The following is a 19,783-nucleotide window of genomic DNA, read 5'->3' as shown; positions in this document are numbered from 1 at the left end:
GATTACATCGAAATGTTTTATAACAGTAAGCGTCGGCATGGTTCTAGCGAACAGATGTCACCGACAGAATATGAAAACCAGTATTATCAACGGCTCGGAAGTGTCTAGATTATCCGTGGCGATTCAGAGTCCTACAATGCTGTACACACTGGCTCCAAGAGTAACACCATTATAGAGAGCCAGACCCGTGTTAGGATTAAATCCCATAAATTGGGCGGTATGCATCGCGGAGTCAGCAATGATACCTTGCGAGGGTTTATGTCCTGCTGGCTGATCAAAGTTGAGTACTTCTTTCGTTAATCCGTTCATACCATCGGCAATCAGGACTGCCCCAGCCAGCATACCAATTGGCCCCATAGTGGATAACATCATAAAGCCACCAAAGAAAACCATTCCTGAAAGCACCACATTCACAGCCGAAATCACATATCCGACTATCTTGTTATTTTACCTGACAAACTCGACCTTCGCATAAAGCTGAGCGGACCTCGTCCTTAACAAGCGCTCTTGCTCAAGAAGATTCTCTTTTTCGGCACGCAGATTTTTGAGGCATTCAATGCATTCTTCATCGGTTTTCGCCCGCCGTGCTGTCGCGAACTCTTTTTCTACGACCTGTTTTATTTCCTCAACAAACTTGATACGTGTTAGACGATCTTGTAAATAGTAAGCTGACAGTCGATTTGCAGTTTCGATGACCTTTCGGGCTTCCAGATTCACCATCGTATCTGACCAGGTTCTGTTCCATCCCCTGTTAAGCAGCGCAATATCCATCATGCTTCCTTCATTAATATGCCTGGCTGTTTTACGGGCAATATATTCGCCTCATCGGTTTTTCTCAATAGACGATCCCCTGGTATTCATCTCACGCCAGTAAAAGAATAACCACCCGTAATTACAATGACGAATAAAGGGAACAATTAACGATAATTAAATACGACAGGCATAATATTGTGCGCACTCTGCAAAAAGGCGATATAACCTTTGGGTTATATCGCCTGCTCCTTTTTATCGTGCGATTAAGGCAAACACGCCCCAGCCAAAGTATTCCCGCGTATACGTCACATGGCGTTTAGGCGCATTCGTCAGCTCTGCCCGAACCTCATACGCAAAATCATCTTCAGGGTTTTCCTCCAGCCAGCGGCGCATGGTCAGCCATTTAGCCGCTTCATACCGATCCCAGCCTTCCTGGTCTGCCAGTACCATTTCGACCAGGTCATAGCCCTGTTCATCGAATGAGGCGACAAGGTCGGGCAGGGTGAGGAAATCGGCCACCGATGAAACGCCACAGGCCTGGGCAATCTCTTCCGTCGCAGGCAGCTGACGCCAGTACGGTTCGCCGATAAGCACCAGTCCGCCTGGCTTAAGGCTCTTTGCCAGCAGTTCGATCGTCCCGGCGACGCCGCCCGCAATCCAGGTTGCACCTACGCAGGCCGCCACGTCACATTTTTCATCCGCGACGTAGCCCGCCGCGTCGTTATGAATAAAATGAACGCGTTCACTGACGCCAAGCTCTTCCGCGCGCAGCTTTGCCTGAGCAGTGAAGAGCGGGCTCATGTCGATGCCGGTACCGGTAATGCCGTAGTCCCGTGCCCAGGTGCACAGCATCTCTCCTGAGCCGCTGCCGAGATCGAGAATGCGCGCGCCTGGCTTCATGCGTAACACGCGGCCCAGCGTGGCGTACTTCTCTGGCGTGAAGGGGTTGTGAATGCGGTGTTCACTTTCGCTGATAGTAAAAATACGTGGGATATCCATAATCCTCTCCTTATCGATTATCAGGCTGGGCGCGAACGTTGTTCAGCCCGGTGGTATTGATGCGGTAGGGCTGACCGTTGACGGATTTGATCAGCTTTTTGGTTTTGAGTTTTTTAAAGACGGCGAGTGTGCAGTCGGTGAGCAGAAGCCCTTCCCGGCTGTAGCATTCAACGGAAGTGACGCGGCCGGATGCATCGCGGACGTGCACAATACGTCCACCTTTAGCGAGAACGTGTAAGGTACGTTGTTCCTGACGGGATAAATTCATACTGGAAAACCTGTTTAATCATCATGTGCAAAACGTGCAAACACACAGCGGTGTCCGCATTCGATTTCAGCGCATTGATAATCAGTCCGGCCTGAAAGGTCGGGGTGCTGATTATCAGATGATTACATTCTCCAGCATCAAAGCCTCGGGTAGAGTTGAAAGGTATTTACGAGGCGAATGATAACACCGCTTTTTGGTAAGTGAATAGCCAGGGATGAAAAGTGTGATCCAGGAGTGGAGGGGCGGCGCCAGTATGTTGTATTCCCGGCAGGCTGGAAGTGAAAAGGTAAGCCCGTGGGCCGGCTATCTATATTGAAACCCCATGGTATTTCAGGATGAGCGTACTCCCACACAAGCCCGCACGAAGCGGGCCGTACAGCACATCACATTACAGCTTCAGCAAACGCGGCAGCTGGTTGTCCAGCTCAAGCAGGCAGCTTTTCATGTAGCTTTCAGTTTGGCTGGTCACTTTTTGGTAATTATTTGCACTCCACTCGCTCAGTGGCGCTTCAACTGGCGTAGGGGCGCATTCCGCTACCGTAAATGCAGAGAACATATTTCCGCTTTCCGGACGTTTATAGAAGAGGACTTTGTATTTCAGCTGATAGAGAGGTGTGGTCGCGGTGGCGTCTTTATAGATCAGCGCCCAGGTTGCTTTACCAATATAGAGTGGCTGCTTGTAAACGTGACCATTGTCTTTTTCGTTCAGCCACTTGCTGATATTTTGTTTCGCTTTAGGAACAAACCAGCTGTTCGTCGGGTTTTGCAGGGTTTCAATGGATGTCCCTTTATAGTTCTCTTTATCAAAGTCACCGGAGTTAATGTTACCGGTTAACGCGCCGAGAACGGCAAGCCCCATACCGGCTGCGGCATGCGTCGGGGTCACTTCGCGCAATGTGTTGTCGGCGATACGGTTGTCATTCAGTTCCGGCAGTGCTGATACGCTATAAATATCAATTGCGCTGCCATTTGCCGCTTTCACGGTGTCGGGTTTTACCGAGCCAGCACAGCCCGCAAGAATTAAGGATGCAGATACAATCGCTAGAAGACGAACTTTCATTTTCTCTCCATGAGATAATTTTATTTAGATGGCTGCGTGGATGATCCTGAGCCGAAAAGGGCCGTTTATCTTGCCCGGCAGAGTTGCCAGCCTGCAGACACAGGCTGACAACTACCCAGATAAATATCGACTCCCTGACCTTGTTCTTTAGTCAATCAGCCACATTCCTTTGACCCGCATCAATAATCGTTAGCGATTATCCAGCCACGGGTATTTTATTATTCGCCCGTATTATGTGACCCACCGAGAGGCAAACGCCACAAATCATAGCGTTCCTCTCCGGGTTTAACGGCTCCCGCGAAGTGGTCATTGAGGCGACTCGAGGTAAAGATCAAATCCCCGTCCGGACGGATTGCCGGTGTGTCTGGCCAGTAAACGTCTTCGCTGGCGGCGATAAGCGACATAGCGCGGTGCTTCGGAGCAAACCGGACAATACCGTTGCGGGTGACATCCGTGATATAGAGGTTGCCCTTTGCATCGGTCACAAGACCGTCGGTGTTACCGCCCACCACGCCAAGATCCTGGATACTGGCGGCAATCTGCGCATCGGTTGATCCTGCCTGCCTCAGCAATGCCGTGGGCACTGCCCAGGCATGGGTTCCCGTTGTGACCGTCCAGTACAGCGTGTCCGCATCCGGGGAGAGCGCAATACCGTTGATGCCAATCAACAAGGGTTTACCCGGCCAGACCTCCGCACCGTGTGAAACCACCTTGACGCCCGGCTCAATCTGTAGCGCAGGGTGACGGTCGAGCACGCGTCGCGCCGTACCGGTGGCGAAATCTACGACGATAAGGCCCACGCGGTTTTCCGGTGCGCTCCGTGAGCCGCTATCGGAGATATAGGCGACACGGCGTTTCTCATCGACAACCACATCGTTCAGGAAGCTGGCTTTGCGGTCCGCCACGCCATCCAGGGCGATACGTTTAAGGGTGCGGCCTGTGTTGAGATCCAGCACGACCAGTTTCTGCGAGCCCACGGGCGACTCCGCTTCGCCTGCGACAAACCCCATGTCCAGCGCCCATAGCCAGCCATTTTGACGATCAATATAAAAGCCAAGCACGTTGCGCAGGTTCTGCGCGGGATCGGTGTTTACCGCGTTCCCCTCGCGTGACGGAAACGCCGTCAGGCGGGCAGGGCCGGACTGAACAGTCGTATCCAGAATGCTCAGCGTGGCGGGGGCGGCGGCAGAAACCAGCCGGGGCGTACTGACAAAGGCCCGGCCCTTTGCATCAAAATGGATACCGGCAATGGGCGCGTTAACCGAGCCGGAAAAGCGCGTCGGCGTTTGCCCATTCTGCGGGGTATCCCAGCTCACGCCAGCATAGCTGCGCCAGCGTTCCAGGGGCTGGAGCGTCGCCGCACTGGCGAGACTCGGGAAAGCGATCAGCGCCGCCAGCGCAATGGCGGACAGACTACGGGTGCGAATGAACATGAAAAGGCTCCGGTGAGTTCAGCATTAAAGGATGGAACGGAACGTGCCGCCCTCGACGCGTACAGCCGCCCCGTTGGATGCCGCGCCCAGTGGGCTGGCTAACAGAGCGACCATCGCCGCGATCTCGTCTGCCTCAATCATTCTGGCGATCAACGAGCTGGGGCGGTAGGTCTGGAAGAAATGCGCTTCGATCTCCCGATCGGTCATATCCGGGGCAGGCGCGGTCTGGCGAAGGTACTCAATAATGCCGTCCGAGCGCGTCGCCGACGGCAGCACGCTGTTAACCGTCACGCCGGTTCCCCGGGTCAGTTCGGCCATACCGCGCGAAACAGCAAGCTGCGCTGATTTGCTGACGCCGTAATGCACCATGTCTGGCGGCGTAAAGGCGCCCACTTCGCTGGATATAAAAATCACCCGTCCCCAGTTCCGTTCCAGCATGCGCGGGAAGTAGTGGCGTGAGAGGCGGACGCCGGACATCACATTGGTGTTGAACATGCGCAGCCAGTCTTCGTCGTTAATATCCGCGAAGGCTTTGGCTTCGTAGAACCCCAGGTTATTAATCAGAATATCGGTGTCAGGGCAGGCGGCGAACAAGGCTTCTGCGCCCTCCAGGGTACCGAGGTCAACGACAACGGTGGAGACCTGTGCGTCAGGCGTCGCGTCGGTGATGGTGGCCGCGGCTTTTTGCAGCTTTGCCGGGTCGCGTCCGGTAAGGGTGACGGCAACCCCTTCTTGAGCGAGCGTGCGGGCGATGGCCAAACCAATGCCTGCGGTTGCGCCCGTAACCAGCGCGGTCTTACCGGTGAGTTGAAGATCCATAGTGTTTACCCTCTGGTGATGAATGCAGCTCACTTTACTCATCACTCCGGAGGGGATAAATTAGCCAGATTGAAAAACATTTGTTCCTGAAAGAGCAAAATGAGCCGCAAATTCGATTATCTCGGAGACGTTGAAGTCTTCATTACTGTCGTTGAACACGGCTCTTTTACGGCCGCAGCGGTTGTCCTTTCCACCACACCCTCTGTCCTGAGTCGCGCGGTTTCCCGCCTGGAAGCGCGTCTTGGACGGCAGTTATTACAGCGAACGACCCGCCGCGTGGGGCTGACGGAGGCCGGACGCGTTTATCTGGAACAGGCGAGGTCTGCATTTGCACTGCTTGATGATGCCGAACGCGAGGGGCGGGGCCAGGAAGGCGAGCTGACCGGTCGCGTGCGAATGAGCGTTCCAACCACCTATGGGCACTACCGTTTGCCGCCGCTGCTGGCGCGCTTTGCCCAACACTACCCACGCGTTCAGGTGGAGCTGAACATCACCAATCGCAACGTTGATCTGATTGCGGAGGGATTCGATCTGGCGATTCGCCTGGGGCAGTTGCCCGACAGTGGGTTAGTCGCGCGCAAACTGGAGGACGCGGCGCTGCTGCTGGTCGCATCGCCTGATTACCTGCACCGCATGGGGAGCCCGCAGACGCTGGAGGAGTTGCATCGTCACACCTGTCTGCCCTTTATCATGCCGCGTACCGGGCGCATTGCCCCCTGGGTGTTTCGTGATGAGGAACGTGATATTGACTGGCTGCCGGGTTCAACTATCGAAATCTCAGACGATGTACTCGGCGTGGTTTCGCTGGCGGAGCAGGGGATGGGGATCTGCCAGAGCTATGAATTTATCGTCCGCGACAGGATACAGCGCGGGCAGTTAGTCGAGGTGCTGCCACACCTGCGTGGACGGTCGCGGCCGTTCTCCGTGCTCTTCGCGCCACACCGACGCCAGTCGGCGGCCACCCGGGCGATGATTGATCTTCTCACCAACCAAAAATGACAAGGATATGTCCACTATGAAAAAAGAGACTTATACCTTTTGGCTCCCACTCATCGCGGGCGGTATAGCCCTGCTATCTGGTTTTGTGGTCTGGTCAGTTAACGTTTATCGCGTGACATACCTTACGATCCGCGGGGAGCAGTATCTGGCCGGAGGGGCGTTGCTGCTGGCGCTGGTGCCGATGGTTATTTTTATCAGAAAGGGACGACTCAAAGGCAAGCGTGTTGCTGGCGCGATAAAACTATACCTCGGCTTCTTCATTTGCAGCCTGCCGGTTGCCATGTTCGTGATTTTTACAACGGCCTGGCTACTGGAGGGAGACTATTCCTCATGGAGCAAACCTTACCGGTATGAATCCAGTACCCGCCACAGCTGCTCGGGGGCAGAAGTCTACGAGCCGGAGTTAAAAAAAGAGATCCGCATCTGTAACCCGAAGGGTAATGTCTATTCCAACTCTACCCTGTACGTGGAAAAGCGGAGTAATGCGCTGGGGATTGTGGTGCTCTGGGCGATCACGCGCGCCTGAATCGGTAAAGCTCAGGGCGCGAAAATCACCGTCAGCCCGCCTCCAGCATCCCAAAGCTCACAATACGCGAACGGCCCAGCTCTTTCGCCCGGTATAAGGCCACGTCGGCAGCGCGCAGCAGGTTATCGCTCTGAGCGTGCTGCGGATAGCTGGCGACACCAATCGACACATCCACCGGGCCAATCTCTGAAAGCCCATAGCGCAGCGACAGTTCATGCACGCCGTTATAAATCTCTTTGGCGCACGCCTGCGCCGCCTCTTCATCGACGCCGGAAAGCAACACCAGAAACTCTTCGCCGCCATAGCGGAATGCCAGCCCGCTGTCGTGTACGGCGCGTTGTACGATGGAGGCCACGCTTTTGATGACCTGATCGCCCGCTTCATGACCAAAGCGGTCATTGATGCTTTTAAAGTGGTCGATGTCGATCATCAGGCAGCTTACCGGCTCTTCATTGCGCACCGCCTGCGCCATTTGGGTGCGCAGGGTATCTTCCAGGTGATGACGGTTACGCAAGCCGGTGAGCGGATCGAAGAGGGCTTTTTCCAGCAGGGCATCGCGCAGACGTTGGTTGGCCAGCGCCAGGCCGAGCGCTTCAGCCATCAGCTCCAGATAGGCGCGGGACGGGGCATTTTCCGCAGTGATGTTCTGGAAGGAGAGCAACCCAATGGCTTCGCCCTGGGCAATCATAGGAACGCAGAGCGACGTATGCGTGTGCGACGCCGGCAGATGGTAGCAGGCGATATCCGGCTCGCCATTTACCGGAGGATGGCTCTGCCCACGTCTGACCGCCCAGCACTCATCGGGATGAAAAGGCGTATCCTCTCCTGGAGGCGAAAGCCACTGCGCGACGCAGCGCATCTGCCACGGATCGCGGTCGAGGATATAGAGCCGCCCGGCAATTCCCGGCGCGATATTGGGGGCGAACAGCTCCGCTACGTTAATCACGTCCGCAAAGTTTTCACACCCCTGCAGCCGCTGGGTCATGCGCGCCAGCAGCTCGCGGATGGCCCAGTCGGCGTCGCGCTCTTTTTCCAGACGCTGCCTCGCAAGGCCATTTTCACGAAAGATACGAATCGCCTGCGCCATATCGCCAATCTCATCGATCTGGTTGAAATTGGGTGTTTCTACGGCATAGTCCTGCGACGCCAGGCGATGCACCACATCGCTCAGGCGTACCACCGGGCGCAGCACGCGCCGTTTTAAGATAAAGCCAAGCACAAACAGGAACAGCAGGGCGGTCAGGCCAACCATCATTTCAGAGATTGTCCGCAGCGTTTTCGATTTTTTGGTTGCCTCCTGAACGGAAGCGATCACCCGCTTGTCGAGTATCTGGCGGAAGTGTTCGATCTGATTCTGGGCGCGTTCCAGCTCCTGCTCATAGGGCGCACCGTAGAGCAGGGCGATGGCCTGCGCATCTTCTCCCTGCGCCGTGTGGGTGAGGGCGACCTGCTGCTCGTCCTGTAACGCATCGACGATTTTTATCCCTTCATGCAGCAGAGACAGCTCATCGTCTGACGCGCCGACATCCTGCAGTTTTTCCAGCCGGAGTTCGGTACTCTTCAGCTTGTTCTCTGACTGGTTGTATTCCCTGAGGATCTGCGGATCTTTTTTAATCACGTACAGGCGGGCTAAATCGGACTGTGCCCAGACCTCGATTTCGATTTCTTCCGTAAGCTGATCAAATATCTGCCGCTGTTCAACGGCCTGACGCTCAAGGGTGTCGGCATTGGACGCCATCAGCATGATGATGCCGGAAGCGAGGGTCAGGCAGACCGTGGCACCGTAGGCCCAGTTTGTTATCGTCGCGATTCGCACCTGGTGATCCTTTTACGACCAAAGAAGGATGGCGTTCTTTCAAATTATAGAAAACGTTTGATTTAAGGCGAAAAAAAAGGCGGCACAGCGCCGCCTGTTGGGAAGGTTATCGTCAGCGGTTTATAAATCTGGAGGATTTTTCCCTTCTTCAATAAACGCGGCATCCAGCTCTTCGGCGTTACCCGCATGATCGCGACCGGAGAAGAGGTTCCAGCAGGCGATAAACAGCGCGGCAATCAGCGGGCCAATCACGAAGCCGTTAATGCCGTACAGCTCCATGCCGCCAAGCGTTGAGATCAGGATCAGGTAGTCCGGCATTTTGGTGTCTTTGCCTACCAGCAGCGGGCGCAGGATATTGTCCACCAGCCCGACGATAATCACGAAGAAGCCGACAATGAACAGCCCCTGCCAGATCTGATGCGTCGCGAAGAGGAAAATGGCGGCCGGAACCCAGACAATCGCCGACCCCACCGCAGGCACCAGGGAGAGGAAGGCCATCAGTGCTCCCCAGAGGATGCTGCCGTCGATACCGGCAATGGCAAACGCAATCCCGCCGAGCGTGCCCTGAACCACCGCGACAACCGCCGTGCCTTTTACCGTCGCCCGCGAGACGCCGACAAACTTTGCGAACAGGTGCTGCTTGGCGAAATCGGACAGAGGCAGGGAGTCGAGGATCTGGCGCACCAGGAACGGCCCGTCTTTCAACAGGAAGAACAGCAGATACAGCATGATGCCGAAGCTAATGGCAAAGCCGAACGTCCCTTTGCCGATCAGAAACGCGCTGCCCGCCAGATACTGCCCGCCCTGCAGAGCGACATCGGAGAGTTTTTTCTGGATCTGCGCGGCGTTGGTCAGGTTGTGATCCGCGAGGAAACCGCTGGCCCAGTCCGGCAGATGGTTAAAGATGCTCGCCACCACCTCCGGGAACTGGGTGTTGTTCTCCTGCAGTTTGGTGTACACCACGTTCAGCTCTATGGCGAGCGAGGAGAAGATCACCATCAACGGGATAAAGACAATCAGGCAGATAATGCCGATGGTCAGCAGCGAGGCCAGCCCGTTGCGATCCCCCAGCGCGGCGCGCAGCTTGTTTTTTACCGGGTTAAAGATAACGGTCAGAATGGCGGCCCACAGAATGGCGGAGAAGTAGGGCGATAGCACGTCGAAAAACGCCCACGTCACGAGGGCGAGAATAAAGATAAAGAAACCTTTGGTCAGTCCGTTAAAGCGCATCAGTCAGTCCTGGTTACTAAGAAACTGTGACGACTATAGAACTGATTGACGGATTTACCAACCATTGCGCCGGGTGGCGCAGGCGACGCGCCGCCGGGCAATGTCAGGACGGGAGGGGTCAAATCTCCTCAAAAAGCGGGCTCACCAGCGCAACGTGCGTTTTCACGCCCACTGCCAGCGCGGCCTCGTCGATGCGAAAGTGTGGATTGTGGACGTTCCAGACCGCGCCTTTTTCCTCGTTGCCGCAGCCGATGAACAGAAACGTTCCCGGGACTTTCTCCTGATACGAGGAGAAATCCTCGCTGCCAAACAGGGCCCGATCGGCAAGCTGCAACGTACCTTCTTCGAAGTGCGCTGCAAACGCCGCTTTGGCGATGGCATTGGTGTCGGCATGGTTGTTGCCAACGGCGTAACCCTGTTGCCAGCGGATCTCACAGCGCGCGCCGTGGGCACTGACGACGCCCTCAACAATACGCTGCACCAGCTGCGGTACCTGCTCGCGTACCTGCTGATTATGAGTACGCACCGTGCCGGCCAGGCGGGCGCTGTCTGGAATCACGTTATAGCTGTCACCGGCCTGGAAGGTCGCGATGGTCAGCACCGGGGCGTTAATCGGGTCGAGATTACGCGCCACTACGTTTTGCAGCGCGGTGACAACTTCAGCGCCGATTACCACCGGGTCGATGCAGAACTGCGGCATTGAGCCATGTCCGCCCCGGCCGAAGATCGTGATATCAAAATTATCGCTGGAGGCGACATAGACCCCTTCTTTCAGCGTAATGTTACCGGTAGGACTGGTCGGGAAAACGTGCAGACCGAAGATCTTCTCGACATCGTCAACCACGCCTTTCTCCACCAGTTCGCGCGCGCCGCCCGGCGGCACTTCTTCGGCAGGCTGGAAGATAAACTTGATGCTGCCGCACAGCTGGCTGCGCAGGTGGCAAAGCAATTTCGCCGCGCCCATCAGCATGGCGGTGTGGGCATCGTGACCGCAGGCGTGCATTACGCCGGGTTTGGTTGAGCTGAATGCTTCACCGCTCTCTTCCTGCAGCGGCAGGGCGTCGATATCAGCACGCAGTGCCCACATCGGGCCAGGTTTTTCCCCCTGTAATACCGCCACCACGCTGTTCTCCAGCGGGCGGCTAATCGTCAGCTCCGGCAGATTAGCCAGTTCACGGGCGATAAAATCTGCGGTCGGCTTTTCCTGAAATGAGAGATCCGGGTTGGCATGAATATGCCTGCGCCAGCGGATCACCTCGTCGTGAACGTCGCGGATAAGGTTTTCAGTGCTACTTTTCATGACAGTCTCCTTCAGTCAGTCACCGGCAGTGAGGGCGCAGGTTTTTTTATCAATGGCACTATCGCCACGCCCGCGCACACCATTGCCAGTGACAAGAAAATAAATGCGCTTTCATAACTGTGGCTTTTTCCAACGAGATAGCCAATAACAACCGGTGAAACGAAGCCCCCCAGCGTCCCTCCGGTGTTTATCAGCCCGATGGCCGAGCCCATGATGTTCTCCGGCAGGCGTTTCATTGGCAGGGTAAACGCGGTCACAAAGGTGGCCATCAGGAAGATCTCCCCCACAAACAGCAGGATGCTGGCACTCACCGCCGTGGCGGTGTGGAAGATGCCGAGAATGGCGGCCGCGCTCACCAGTGCGCAGATCAAAATCACCTGTGGCTCGCGGTGGTGGAAGTATTTTCCGACCAGCCAGCCGGTGCACAACGACGAAAGCCAGATCCCCGCGCCGCCAGCCGCCACGATATAACCGGACACCTCAATCGGCATGCCCATGCTCTGGACAAAGAATTTAGGCAGCCAGGCCAACAGGCCATAGCTTGGGATATTGATGCAAAACACCGAGAAAAACAGCAGCAGCACCGTGGGGTTACGCCACAGCGCCTCGCGTTGCCCATGTGCGGCCTGGCGTGGCGCGGGTTTCTGATACGGCACGCGCAAGGCGATCAACAGGGCGATGGCGCAGGCAACGATCCCTAATGCCACAAACGAGGTGTGCCAGCCCAGGTGTTCCAGCGCCGAGACGGCCACAATCGGCCCGACGGTCATCGCCAGCCCGGCGGAGGAGAGCAGGACCGACTGGGCGAAGGTGCGTTTTTCCAGCGTAAAATTGCTGACCACCGCTTTCGCGCAGGAGCAGGGATAGCCGGAATGCCCCACGCCGGAGAGAAAGCGAAACACCAGCAGCAGGCCAACGCTCATACCCAGCGCGCCAAAGCAAAGGGCGAAGATCCCCAGCGCGCACAGAGAAAGGATCAGCATGGTTTTGTAGCCGATTCGGTCGTTTAGCCAGCCAGCAGGCACCTGAAAGAGAGAGTAGGCGAGAAAGAAGAGCCCGGTGATATAGCCCAGCTGCGCGGTGGTAAGCCCGAACTCTTTTTCGATCGGCAGCAGGGCAAAACCCATTACGGTTTTATCGATGTAGACCACGACATAGCCGATAAAAAGTAAAAAAATCATCTGTGACTGGCTTTTCATTGTGTTTTCCGCCTGACGTCAGAGTGTGATGAGAATAGTTGTGTGCACTCTGAATCTAGGGGTTTACCAGACAGGCGGGAAGATATAATTTTGCTATAGGTGATGCTTTTTTGTTATAGGGCGAGCGATGAAATATCTGCCAAAACTCGGCCATCTTCAGGCCTTTCGTCAGGTGGCGCGCAGCGGCAGTATCCGTTCGGCCGCACGGGAACTGGGCGTTTCGCAGCCCGGATTGAGCCGTACATTGCGTGAGCTTGAGCAAACTTTAGGCACCCAACTTTTATTGCGCAGCAAAGAGGGAATTGCCCTTACCGAGGCGGGAATGGCGTTTTCCCAACGGGCGGAGTGGGTGCTTGAAGAGCTGCGGCGTGCGGCGGATGAAGTGGAGCAGATTAACCATTTTACTCACGGGCGTCTGACGGTGGGGTTCTCTTCGCTTATTGCGCTGACCGTCTTTCCCGATGTGGCCGAGGCGTTCAAGAAAACGCTGCCCCAGGTCTTGCTGACGGTGAAGGAGGGGCAGCTCTCTTCACTCCTGCCAGGCGTACGAAACGGTGAAATAGATATGGCTATCGGCTCGGTGGATCCGATGGCGCCACCGGAAGGGGTGATGATCGAACCGCTGTTTACCTCGCCGTTTTGCATCATCGCACGCAAGGGGCACCCACTGGCAGAAGCCCGCGATCTGATGGCGCTGCGTCAGGCCAAATGGCTGCTGCCGGAGTCATCCATGGGCTACTACCAGCAGCTACAAAATGAGCTCAGCCATTTTTATCGACAGGTGGATATCACCCCGCTGCGCACCGATTCCGTCATCACGGGGCTGAATATGGTGCTTAACGCGGACTATCTGACGGTGGTCGCGCGGGCAATGTGTCAGCCGCTGCAGCTTGATGACAAGCTGGTGGCGTTGCCCATCACCCAACTGCCGTCGGCGCAGTATTGCGCGGTGTGGTCGCAAAAGTCGGCGATGACCACCAACGCGCGTCAGTTTTTGATTCGCCTGCGCGAAGCATGCAGAGGGTTTAGCTGGTAGCGGACAGATACGACTTTTGTCTGAGCCAGAATCACAGCCGTCCGCGCCATGCTGTAAGTATCTGCTTGCGGAGGTGCTTATGGCCTGGCGTCCGATTCTGTATGTGATCCTCACAACCCATCCCCGACTCAGTGCGCGACGCGCCCGGTTGCGTCTGGTCGTCTAGCTTTTTTATGTTAATCGCGGTATAACACACCTTCTTTGGATGTTTAGATGTCCATACGTATAGAAGGTAATATGCAAACACAACAAGAAAATGGGCAGCTAAAGCGCACCATGAAAACACGCCACCTGATTATGCTCTCGCTGGGTGGCGTGATTGGCACAGGGTTATTCTTTAATACCGGTTATATCATTTCGACAACCGGGGCAGCAGGCACGCTGCTGGCCTATCTCATTGGCGCACTGGTGGTCTGGCTGGTGATGCAGTGTCTGGGCGAACTGTCGGTGGCGATGCCGGAAACCGGCGCGTTTCACGTCTATGCCGCTCGTTACCTCGGCCCGGCGACGGGCTATACCGTGGCGTGGCTGTACTGGCTCACCTGGACGGTGGCGCTAGGGTCGAGCTTTACCGCCGCCGGGTTCTGTATGCAGTACTGGTTCCCACAGGTGCCCGTCTGGGTATGGTGCGTGGTCTTCTGCGTGGTGATTTTTGGCCTTAACGTCATCTCCACGCGTTTCTTTGCCGAGGGCGAATTCTGGTTCTCGCTGGTGAAAGTTATCACCATCATCGCCTTTATTATTCTTGGCGGCGCGGCGATCTTTGGCTTTATTCCAATGCAGGACGGTTCGCCTGCGCCGGGTCTGAGCAACATTACCGCTGAAGGCTGGTTCCCGCATGGCGGCCTGCCGATCCTGATGACCATGGTGGCGGTGAACTTTGCCTTCTCCGGCACCGAGCTTATCGGCATTGCGGCGGGCGAAACGGAAAACCCGCATAAGGTTATTCCGGTGGCGATCCGCGCGACCATTGCCCGACTGATCATCTTCTTTATCGGCACCGTGTTTGTGCTGGCGGCGCTGATCCCGATGCAGCAGGCCGGGGTGGAAAAGAGCCCGTTTGTGCTGGTGTTTGAAAAAGTCGGGATCCCGTATGCGGCAGATATCTTTAACTTTGTGATTTTGACCGCGATCCTCTCGGCGGCAAACTCTGGCTTGTACGCCTCAGGGCGCATGCTGTGGTCGCTTTCTAACGAGAAAACGCTGCCGCGCTGCTTTGCCCGCGTCAATAAAAACGGCGTGCCGCTGACGGCGCTCTCCGTTTCCATGCTCGGTGGCGTGCTGGCGCTCTTCTCAAGCGTGGTTGCACCGGACACGGTGTTTGTGGCGCTGTCGGCCATTTCCGGTTTTGCGGTGGTGGCGGTGTGGATCAGCATCTGCGCGTCGCACTTTGTCTTCCGTCGTCGTCATCTGCAGTCCGGACAGCCGCTGTCTGCTCTGCACTATCGCGCGCCGTGGTATCCGCTGGTGCCGGTGCTCGGGTTTATCCTCTGCGTGGTGGCATGTATCGGCCTGTGGTTTGATCCGAGCCAGCGCATTGCCCTTTATTGTGGCCTGCCGTTCGTCGCCCTGTGTTATGGTGCCTACTACCTGACCCGAAACCTGACATCGCAGGAGCCTGAACATGTCGCAGAATAATCCGCTTACCGCCCTCCTTGAAAAGCAGCCGTTTGTGGTGCTGGATGGCGCAATGGCAACTGAACTGGAAGCGCGCGGGTGCAACCTGGCAGACAACCTCTGGTCTGCCAAAGTATTGATGGAAAACCCGGAGCTTATCCGTGAAGTCCACCTCGACTACTACCGCGCGGGTGCGCAGGTGGCGATCACCGCCAGCTATCAGGCCACGCCTGCGGGCTTTGCGGCGCGCGGTCTGGACGAGGCGCAGTCCCGCGCGTTGATCGGCAAAAGCGTGGAGCTGGCGCGTAAGGCGCGTGAAGCGTATCTGGCGGAAAATCCGCATGCGGGCACGCTGCTGGTGGCGGGGTCCGTTGGGCCGTATGGCGCCTATCTGGCGGATGGCTCTGAGTATCGCGGGGATTATGTGCGTCGCGCCGAAGAGTTTACTGCATTTCATCGTCCGCGCATTGAGGCGTTGCTGGATGCGGGGGCGGATCTGCTGGCTTGCGAAACGCTCCCCTCCTTTGAGGAGATCAAGGCGCTGGCAGCACTTGTGGCTGAGTATCCCCGCGCCCGGGCATGGTTCTCGTTTACCCTGCGCGACAGCGAGCACCTGAGCGACGGGACACCGCTGCGGAAAGTTGTCGCGGCCCTGAAAGATAATTCGCAGGTCGTGGCGCTGGGCATCAATTGTATCGCGCTGGAAAACACCACCGCGGCGCTGAAACACCTGCACAGCCTGACGACACTGCCGCTGGTGGTCTATCCGAACTCGGGCGAGCATTATGATGCGGTGACCAAAACCTGGCACCATCACGGTGAAGCGTGCGAGACGCTGGCGGGGTATTTGCCCCAGTGGCTGGAGGCCGGTGCCAGATTAATCGGTGGATGCTGTCGCACCACGCCGAAAGATATTGCTGAGCTTAACGCGCAGCGCTGATGCCCTCACCCTGACCCTCTCCCACAGGGAGAGGGAAAAAAACAACCGCACAAAATTCACTATCCTTTCCCGCTTTTTTTCTAAAAACGAATCGTTATTAGCGATTCGTTTTAATTCCTTTATCAAAATTCCCGCGCCGGAAATACTGCCCTCATAACAACAAGGGGAGCAGACAGGATGGCAATTTCATCGCGAATTACATTACTCGGCGCGCTGGCGCTGTGGGCATTTCAGGCGCAGGCGGTGGACGTCACCGTCGCGTATCAAACCTCCGCAGAGCCTGCGAAAGTCGCGCAGGCGGATAACACCTTTGCCAAAGAGAGCGGCGCAAACGTCGACTGGCGTAAGTTCGACAGCGGGGCGGCCGTGGTGCGTGCGTTAGCATCCGGCGATGTGCAGATTGGTAATATCGGCTCCAGCCCGCTGGCGGTAGCGGCCAGTCAGCAGGTGCCGATTGAAGTTTTCCTCCTCGCTTCACAGCTGGGCAACTCCGAAGCGCTGGTGGTGAAGAAAAACATCACCAAACCGGAAGACCTGATCGGCAAGCGCATCGCCGTGCCGTTCATTTCGACCACCCACTACAGCCTGCTGGCGGCGCTGAAACACTGGGGCATCAAGCCAGGCCAGGTGCAAATCATTAATCTGCAGCCACCGGCGATTATTGCGGCCTGGCAACGCGGCGATATTGATGGCGCATACGTCTGGGCACCGGCCGTCAATGAGCTGGAAAAAGACGGCACCGTGCTGACCGACTCCGAAAAAGTGGGCCAGTGGGGCGCGCCAACGCTCGACGTGTGGGTGGTGCGCAAAGATTTTGCCGAGAAACATCCTGAGGTCGTGAAGGCCTTTGCCAAAAGCGCCCTCGACGCTCAGCAGCCCTATATCAGCAACCCGGATGCATGGCTGAAGCAGCCTGCCAATCTCGAAAAACTGTCCCGTCTGAGCGGCGTGCCGCAAGCGGACGTTCCGGGGCTGGTGAAAGGTAATACCTATCTCACACCTGCCCAGCAGGTAAAACAGCTGACCGGGCCGGTAAACAAAGCGATTGTCGATACCGCCACGTTCCTGAAAGAGCAGGGCAAAGTGCCGGCGGTGGCGGCGGACTACAGCCAGTACGTGACCGATCGCTTTGTGAAATAAGGGGGCTGCGATGCTGAATATTACAAATCTGTCTGCTGATTACGGTGGCAAACCGGCCCTGGAGAACATCAACCTGACGCTGGAGAGCGGTGAGCTGCTGGTTGTGCTTGGCCCGTCAGGGTGCGGGAAAACCACGCTGCTGAATCTGATTGCCGGGTTTGTGCCATATCAGCATGGCTCCATTCAACTGGCAGGGAAAAAAGTGGAAGGCCCGGGCGCTGAGCGTGGGGTGGTCTTTCAGAACGAAGGTCTGCTTCCCTGGCGCAACGTGCAGGAAAACGTAGCGTTTGGGTTGCAACTGGCGGGTGTAAGCCGCGAGCAACGGCTGGCAACAGCACGGGACATGCTCAAAAAGGTCGGTCTTGAAGGGGCTGAAAAACGGTTTATCTGGCAGCTTTCCGGCGGCCAGCGTCAGCGGGTTGGAATTGCCCGCGCGCTGGCGGCCAATCCGCAGCTTTTGCTGCTGGATGAGCCGTTCGGGGCGCTGGATGCCTTTACCCGCGAGCAGATGCAAACCCTGCTTTTACGCCTGTGGCATGAAACGGGTAAACAGGTGCTGCTGATCACCCACGATATCGAAGAGGCGGTGTTTATGGCGACCGAGCTGGTGCTGTTGTCCCCTGGCCCGGGGCGCGTGCTGGAGCGGCTGCCGCTTGAGTTTGCCCGTCGCTATGTCGCGGGGGAGCCGGTGCGCAGCATCAAATCCGATCCGCGGTTTATCGAACAGCGTGAATATGTCTTAAGCCGCGTGTTTGAACAACGGGAGGCCTTCTCATGAGCATCGTCTTCAGCGAGAAAACGCGACGCGCGCGCCCGGCCTTACGCTGGCCTTTCTCGCGCCAGATAACACTCAGTGTCGGCACGCTGCTGGTGTTGCTGGCGGTGTGGTGGCTGGTTGCCGCGCAGGCATGGATCAGCCCGCTGTTTCTGCCGCCGCCGGGGCAGGTGCTGGCAAAACTCATCACCATTGCCGGGCCGCAGGGCTTTATGGACGCTACGCTCTGGCAGCACTTAGGTGCAAGCCTGGCGCGCATTCTGGTGGCGCTACTGGCGGCGGTGATTATCGGCATTCCGGTCGGGATCGCGATGGGCTTAAGCCCGACGGTGCGCGGGATCCTCGATCCGCTGATTGAGCTTTACCGTCCGGTGCCGCCGCTGGCCTATCTGCCGCTGATGGTGATCTGGTTCGGCATCGGTGAAACGTCAAAAATCCTGCTGATTTATCTGGCGATTTTCGCCCCGGTTGCCATGTCGGCTCTGGCGGGTGTCAAAAGCGCTCAGCAGGTGCGGATCCGCGCGGCGCAATCACTGGGAGCCAGCCGGACACAGGTGCTGCTGTTTGTGATTTTACCGGGCGCACTGCCGGAGATTTTAACCGGATTACGCATCGGCCTTGGCGTGGGCTGGTCAACGCTGGTGGCGGCAGAGCTGATCGCCGCCACCCGAGGGTTAGGGTTTATGGTGCAGTCGGCGGGGGAGTTTCTGGCGACTGACGTGGTACTGGCCGGGATTGCGGTTATCGCCGTGATCGCCTTTGGATTAGAACTGGGGTTGCGCGCGCTGCAGCGTCGTCTGACGCCCTGGCATGGAGAAATACAATGAGTGAACGTCTGACCATTACCCCGCTGGGGCCATATATTGGTGCGCAGGTGTCGGGCCTGGATGTGACCCGTCCGCTGAGCGATAACCAGTTTGAGCAGCTTTATCATGCGGTGCTGCGCCATCAGGTGGTATTCCTGCGCGAACAGGCAATCACCCCGCAGCAGCAGCGCGCCCTGGCACTGCGCTTTGGCGATCTGCATATCCATCCGGTTTATCCGCATGCGGAAGGGGTGGAGGAGATTATTGTGCTCGACACGCATAACGATAATCCGCCGGACAACGACAACTGGCACACGGATGTGACGTTTATCGAGACGCCACCTGCAGGGGCGATTCTATCGGCGAAGCTGCTGCCGGAGACGGGCGGCGATACGCTGTGGGCCAGCGGCATTGCGGCCTTTGAGGCGCTATCCGCACCCTTCCGTACCCTGCTGAGCGGCCTGCGGGCGGAGCATGACTTCAAAAAATCGTTCCAGGAGTACAAGTACCGCAAAACAGAAGCGGAGCATCAACGCTGGCAGGAGGCGGTTGCGAAACATCCGCCGCTGCTGCATCCGGTCGTGCGCACCCATCCGGTAACCGGCAAGCAGGCGCTGTTTGTTAATGAGGGATTCACGACGCGGATTGTGGACGTGACGGAAAAAGAGAGCGAGGCGCTGTTACGTTTCCTGTTTGCGCATATCACCAAACCGGAGTTTCAGGTGCGCTGGCGCTGGCAGGAGAACGATCTGGCGATCTGGGATAACCGTGTGACGCAGCACTATGCGAATGCGGATTATCTGCCACAGCGTCGAATTATGCAGCGGGCGACAATTTTGGGGGATAAGCCGTTCTACCGTCCTTGAACCATCGCCCCCGTAGGCCGGGTAAGGCGTAGCCGCTACCCGGCAATTGTGCACCGTTCTTGCCGGGTGGCGCTGCGCTTACCCGGCCTTGTATTATCCTCCCGTACAGAAAGAACCGGCCAGTTCTTTCTGTCAGGCAGTCCCCATGCCGTACCCGGCCTTAGGCCACGAGCCTGTATTGTAGATCCCTGCAGTGGACTG

At 56.9% G+C, this 19,783-nt stretch carries 19 protein-coding genes and 1 pseudogene; 10 read left to right on the top strand and 10 right to left on the bottom strand.

The genetic code is table 11. The features are described from left to right. On the top strand, nt 1-108 hold a 108-nt coding region (locus tag PUZ33_RS24575; protein WP_131729156.1), incomplete at its 5' end, for an IS3 family transposase. Nucleotides 109-126: 18 nt separating this feature from the next. On the opposite strand, the pseudogene PUZ33_RS24570 reads toward PUZ33_RS24575, so the two are convergent. From PUZ33_RS24570 to PUZ33_RS24545, 6 genes and pseudogenes are all read right to left on the bottom strand, one after another. After that, nucleotides 127-771 (bottom strand): annotated as a pseudogene (locus tag PUZ33_RS24570) (DUF4225 domain-containing protein); the annotation flags it as partial. A gap of 234 nt (nt 772-1,005) precedes the next feature. Continuing rightward, nucleotides 1,006-1,752 carry an SAM-dependent methyltransferase gene (locus tag PUZ33_RS24565; protein WP_058681363.1) on the bottom strand — a complete coding sequence of 249 codons (747 nt, stop codon included), beginning with the start codon at nt 1,750-1,752 and terminating at the stop codon, nt 1,006-1,008. 10 nt (nt 1,753-1,762) lie between these two features. After that, nucleotides 1,763-2,020, bottom strand: coding sequence for a YjhX family toxin (locus PUZ33_RS24560; protein WP_013095761.1), 258 nt, complete (start codon nt 2,018-2,020; stop codon nt 1,763-1,765). Between the two features lie 388 nt (nt 2,021-2,408). Next, nucleotides 2,409-3,080 (bottom strand): hypothetical protein, encoded by a 672-nt coding sequence (locus PUZ33_RS24555; RefSeq protein ID WP_058681364.1) that lies wholly within the window; start codon nt 3,078-3,080, stop codon nt 2,409-2,411. A 218-nt stretch (nt 3,081-3,298) separates the two neighbouring features. Then, the gene (locus PUZ33_RS24550; RefSeq protein WP_058681365.1) at nt 3,299-4,513 is read right to left on the bottom strand and encodes an L-dopachrome tautomerase-related protein; all 1,215 of its coding nucleotides are present in this window, start codon (nt 4,511-4,513) and stop codon (nt 3,299-3,301) included. A gap of 24 nt (nt 4,514-4,537) precedes the next feature. Then, nucleotides 4,538-5,332: an SDR family NAD(P)-dependent oxidoreductase gene (locus PUZ33_RS24545; protein ID WP_023620951.1), complete on the bottom strand. Its 795-nt coding sequence runs from the start codon at nt 5,330-5,332 to the stop codon at nt 4,538-4,540. Between the two features lie 99 nt (nt 5,333-5,431). Here PUZ33_RS24545 and PUZ33_RS24540 point away from each other — a divergent pair, with 99 nt between their 5' ends. Beyond that, on the top strand, nt 5,432-6,331 hold the full coding sequence (locus PUZ33_RS24540) for a LysR family transcriptional regulator (protein WP_252107902.1): 900 nt from the start codon (nt 5,432-5,434) through the stop codon (nt 6,329-6,331). A gap of 16 nt (nt 6,332-6,347) precedes the next feature. Continuing rightward, a complete protein-coding gene (locus tag PUZ33_RS24535) occupies nt 6,348-6,857 on the top strand; it encodes a hypothetical protein (RefSeq protein WP_045292999.1) in 510 nt (169 codons plus the stop codon). Between the two features lie 31 nt (nt 6,858-6,888). On the opposite strand, the gene PUZ33_RS24530 is transcribed toward PUZ33_RS24535, so the two are convergent. The 4 genes from PUZ33_RS24530 to PUZ33_RS24515 all read right to left on the bottom strand — a co-directional run bounded on the left by PUZ33_RS24530 (nt 6,889) and on the right by PUZ33_RS24515 (nt 12,402). Beyond that, complete coding sequence (locus PUZ33_RS24530; protein WP_058681367.1) at nt 6,889-8,673, bottom strand: diguanylate cyclase; 1,785 nt, start codon at nt 8,671-8,673, stop codon at nt 6,889-6,891. 120 nt (nt 8,674-8,793) lie between these two features. Further along, nucleotides 8,794-9,903: an AI-2E family transporter gene (locus PUZ33_RS24525; protein ID WP_013095768.1), complete on the bottom strand. Its 1,110-nt coding sequence runs from the start codon at nt 9,901-9,903 to the stop codon at nt 8,794-8,796. Nucleotides 9,904-10,021: 118 nt separating this feature from the next. After that, nucleotides 10,022-11,203, bottom strand: a complete 1,182-nt coding sequence (locus tag PUZ33_RS24520) for an amidohydrolase (RefSeq protein WP_252107900.1) — start codon at nt 11,201-11,203, stop codon at nt 10,022-10,024. A gap of 11 nt (nt 11,204-11,214) precedes the next feature. Next, on the bottom strand, nt 11,215-12,402 hold the full coding sequence (locus PUZ33_RS24515; RefSeq protein WP_058681369.1) for an MFS transporter: 1,188 nt from the start codon (nt 12,400-12,402) through the stop codon (nt 11,215-11,217). Nucleotides 12,403-12,529: 127 nt separating this feature from the next. Here PUZ33_RS24515 and PUZ33_RS24510 point away from each other — a divergent pair, with 127 nt between their 5' ends. From PUZ33_RS24510 to tauD, 7 genes are all read left to right on the top strand, one after another. Next, nucleotides 12,530-13,438 carry a LysR substrate-binding domain-containing protein gene (locus PUZ33_RS24510; RefSeq protein WP_013095771.1) on the top strand — a complete coding sequence of 303 codons (909 nt, stop codon included), beginning with the start codon at nt 12,530-12,532 and terminating at the stop codon, nt 13,436-13,438. A 237-nt stretch (nt 13,439-13,675) separates the two neighbouring features. After that, nucleotides 13,676-15,076, top strand: coding sequence for an S-methylmethionine permease (gene mmuP / locus PUZ33_RS24505; protein ID WP_013095772.1), 1,401 nt, complete (start codon nt 13,676-13,678; stop codon nt 15,074-15,076). Further along, nucleotides 15,063-15,995 (top strand): homocysteine S-methyltransferase, encoded by a 933-nt coding sequence (gene mmuM / locus PUZ33_RS24500; RefSeq protein WP_058681370.1) that lies wholly within the window; start codon nt 15,063-15,065, stop codon nt 15,993-15,995. Before mmuP ends, mmuM begins: the two co-directional genes overlap by 14 nt. Before the next feature lie 177 nt (nt 15,996-16,172). Then, nucleotides 16,173-17,135: a taurine ABC transporter substrate-binding protein gene (gene tauA / locus PUZ33_RS24495; protein WP_058681371.1), complete on the top strand. Its 963-nt coding sequence runs from the start codon at nt 16,173-16,175 to the stop codon at nt 17,133-17,135. Nucleotides 17,136-17,145: 10 nt separating this feature from the next. Next, on the top strand, nt 17,146-17,913 hold the full coding sequence (gene tauB / locus PUZ33_RS24490) for a taurine ABC transporter ATP-binding subunit (RefSeq protein ID WP_058681372.1): 768 nt from the start codon (nt 17,146-17,148) through the stop codon (nt 17,911-17,913). Continuing rightward, entirely contained in the window at nt 17,910-18,737 is an 828-nt protein-coding gene (tauC, locus tag PUZ33_RS24485; RefSeq protein ID WP_020686348.1) for a taurine ABC transporter permease TauC, read from the top strand. Before tauB ends, tauC begins: the two co-directional genes overlap by 4 nt. Beyond that, a complete protein-coding gene (gene tauD, locus PUZ33_RS24480) occupies nt 18,734-19,582 on the top strand; it encodes a taurine dioxygenase (protein WP_013095796.1) in 849 nt (282 codons plus the stop codon). The genes tauC and tauD overlap by 4 nt, the downstream gene beginning before the upstream one ends. Nucleotides 19,583-19,783: the final 201 nt, after the last annotated feature.

The sequence above is a fragment of the Enterobacter cloacae complex sp. 2022EL-00981 genome, from assembly GCF_028737495.1.
Classification (GTDB): domain Bacteria; phylum Pseudomonadota; class Gammaproteobacteria; order Enterobacterales; family Enterobacteriaceae; genus Enterobacter; species Enterobacter cloacae.
Note: the sequence above shows the minus strand (reverse complement) of the source record. Positions and strands in the feature narration are given on the sequence as shown.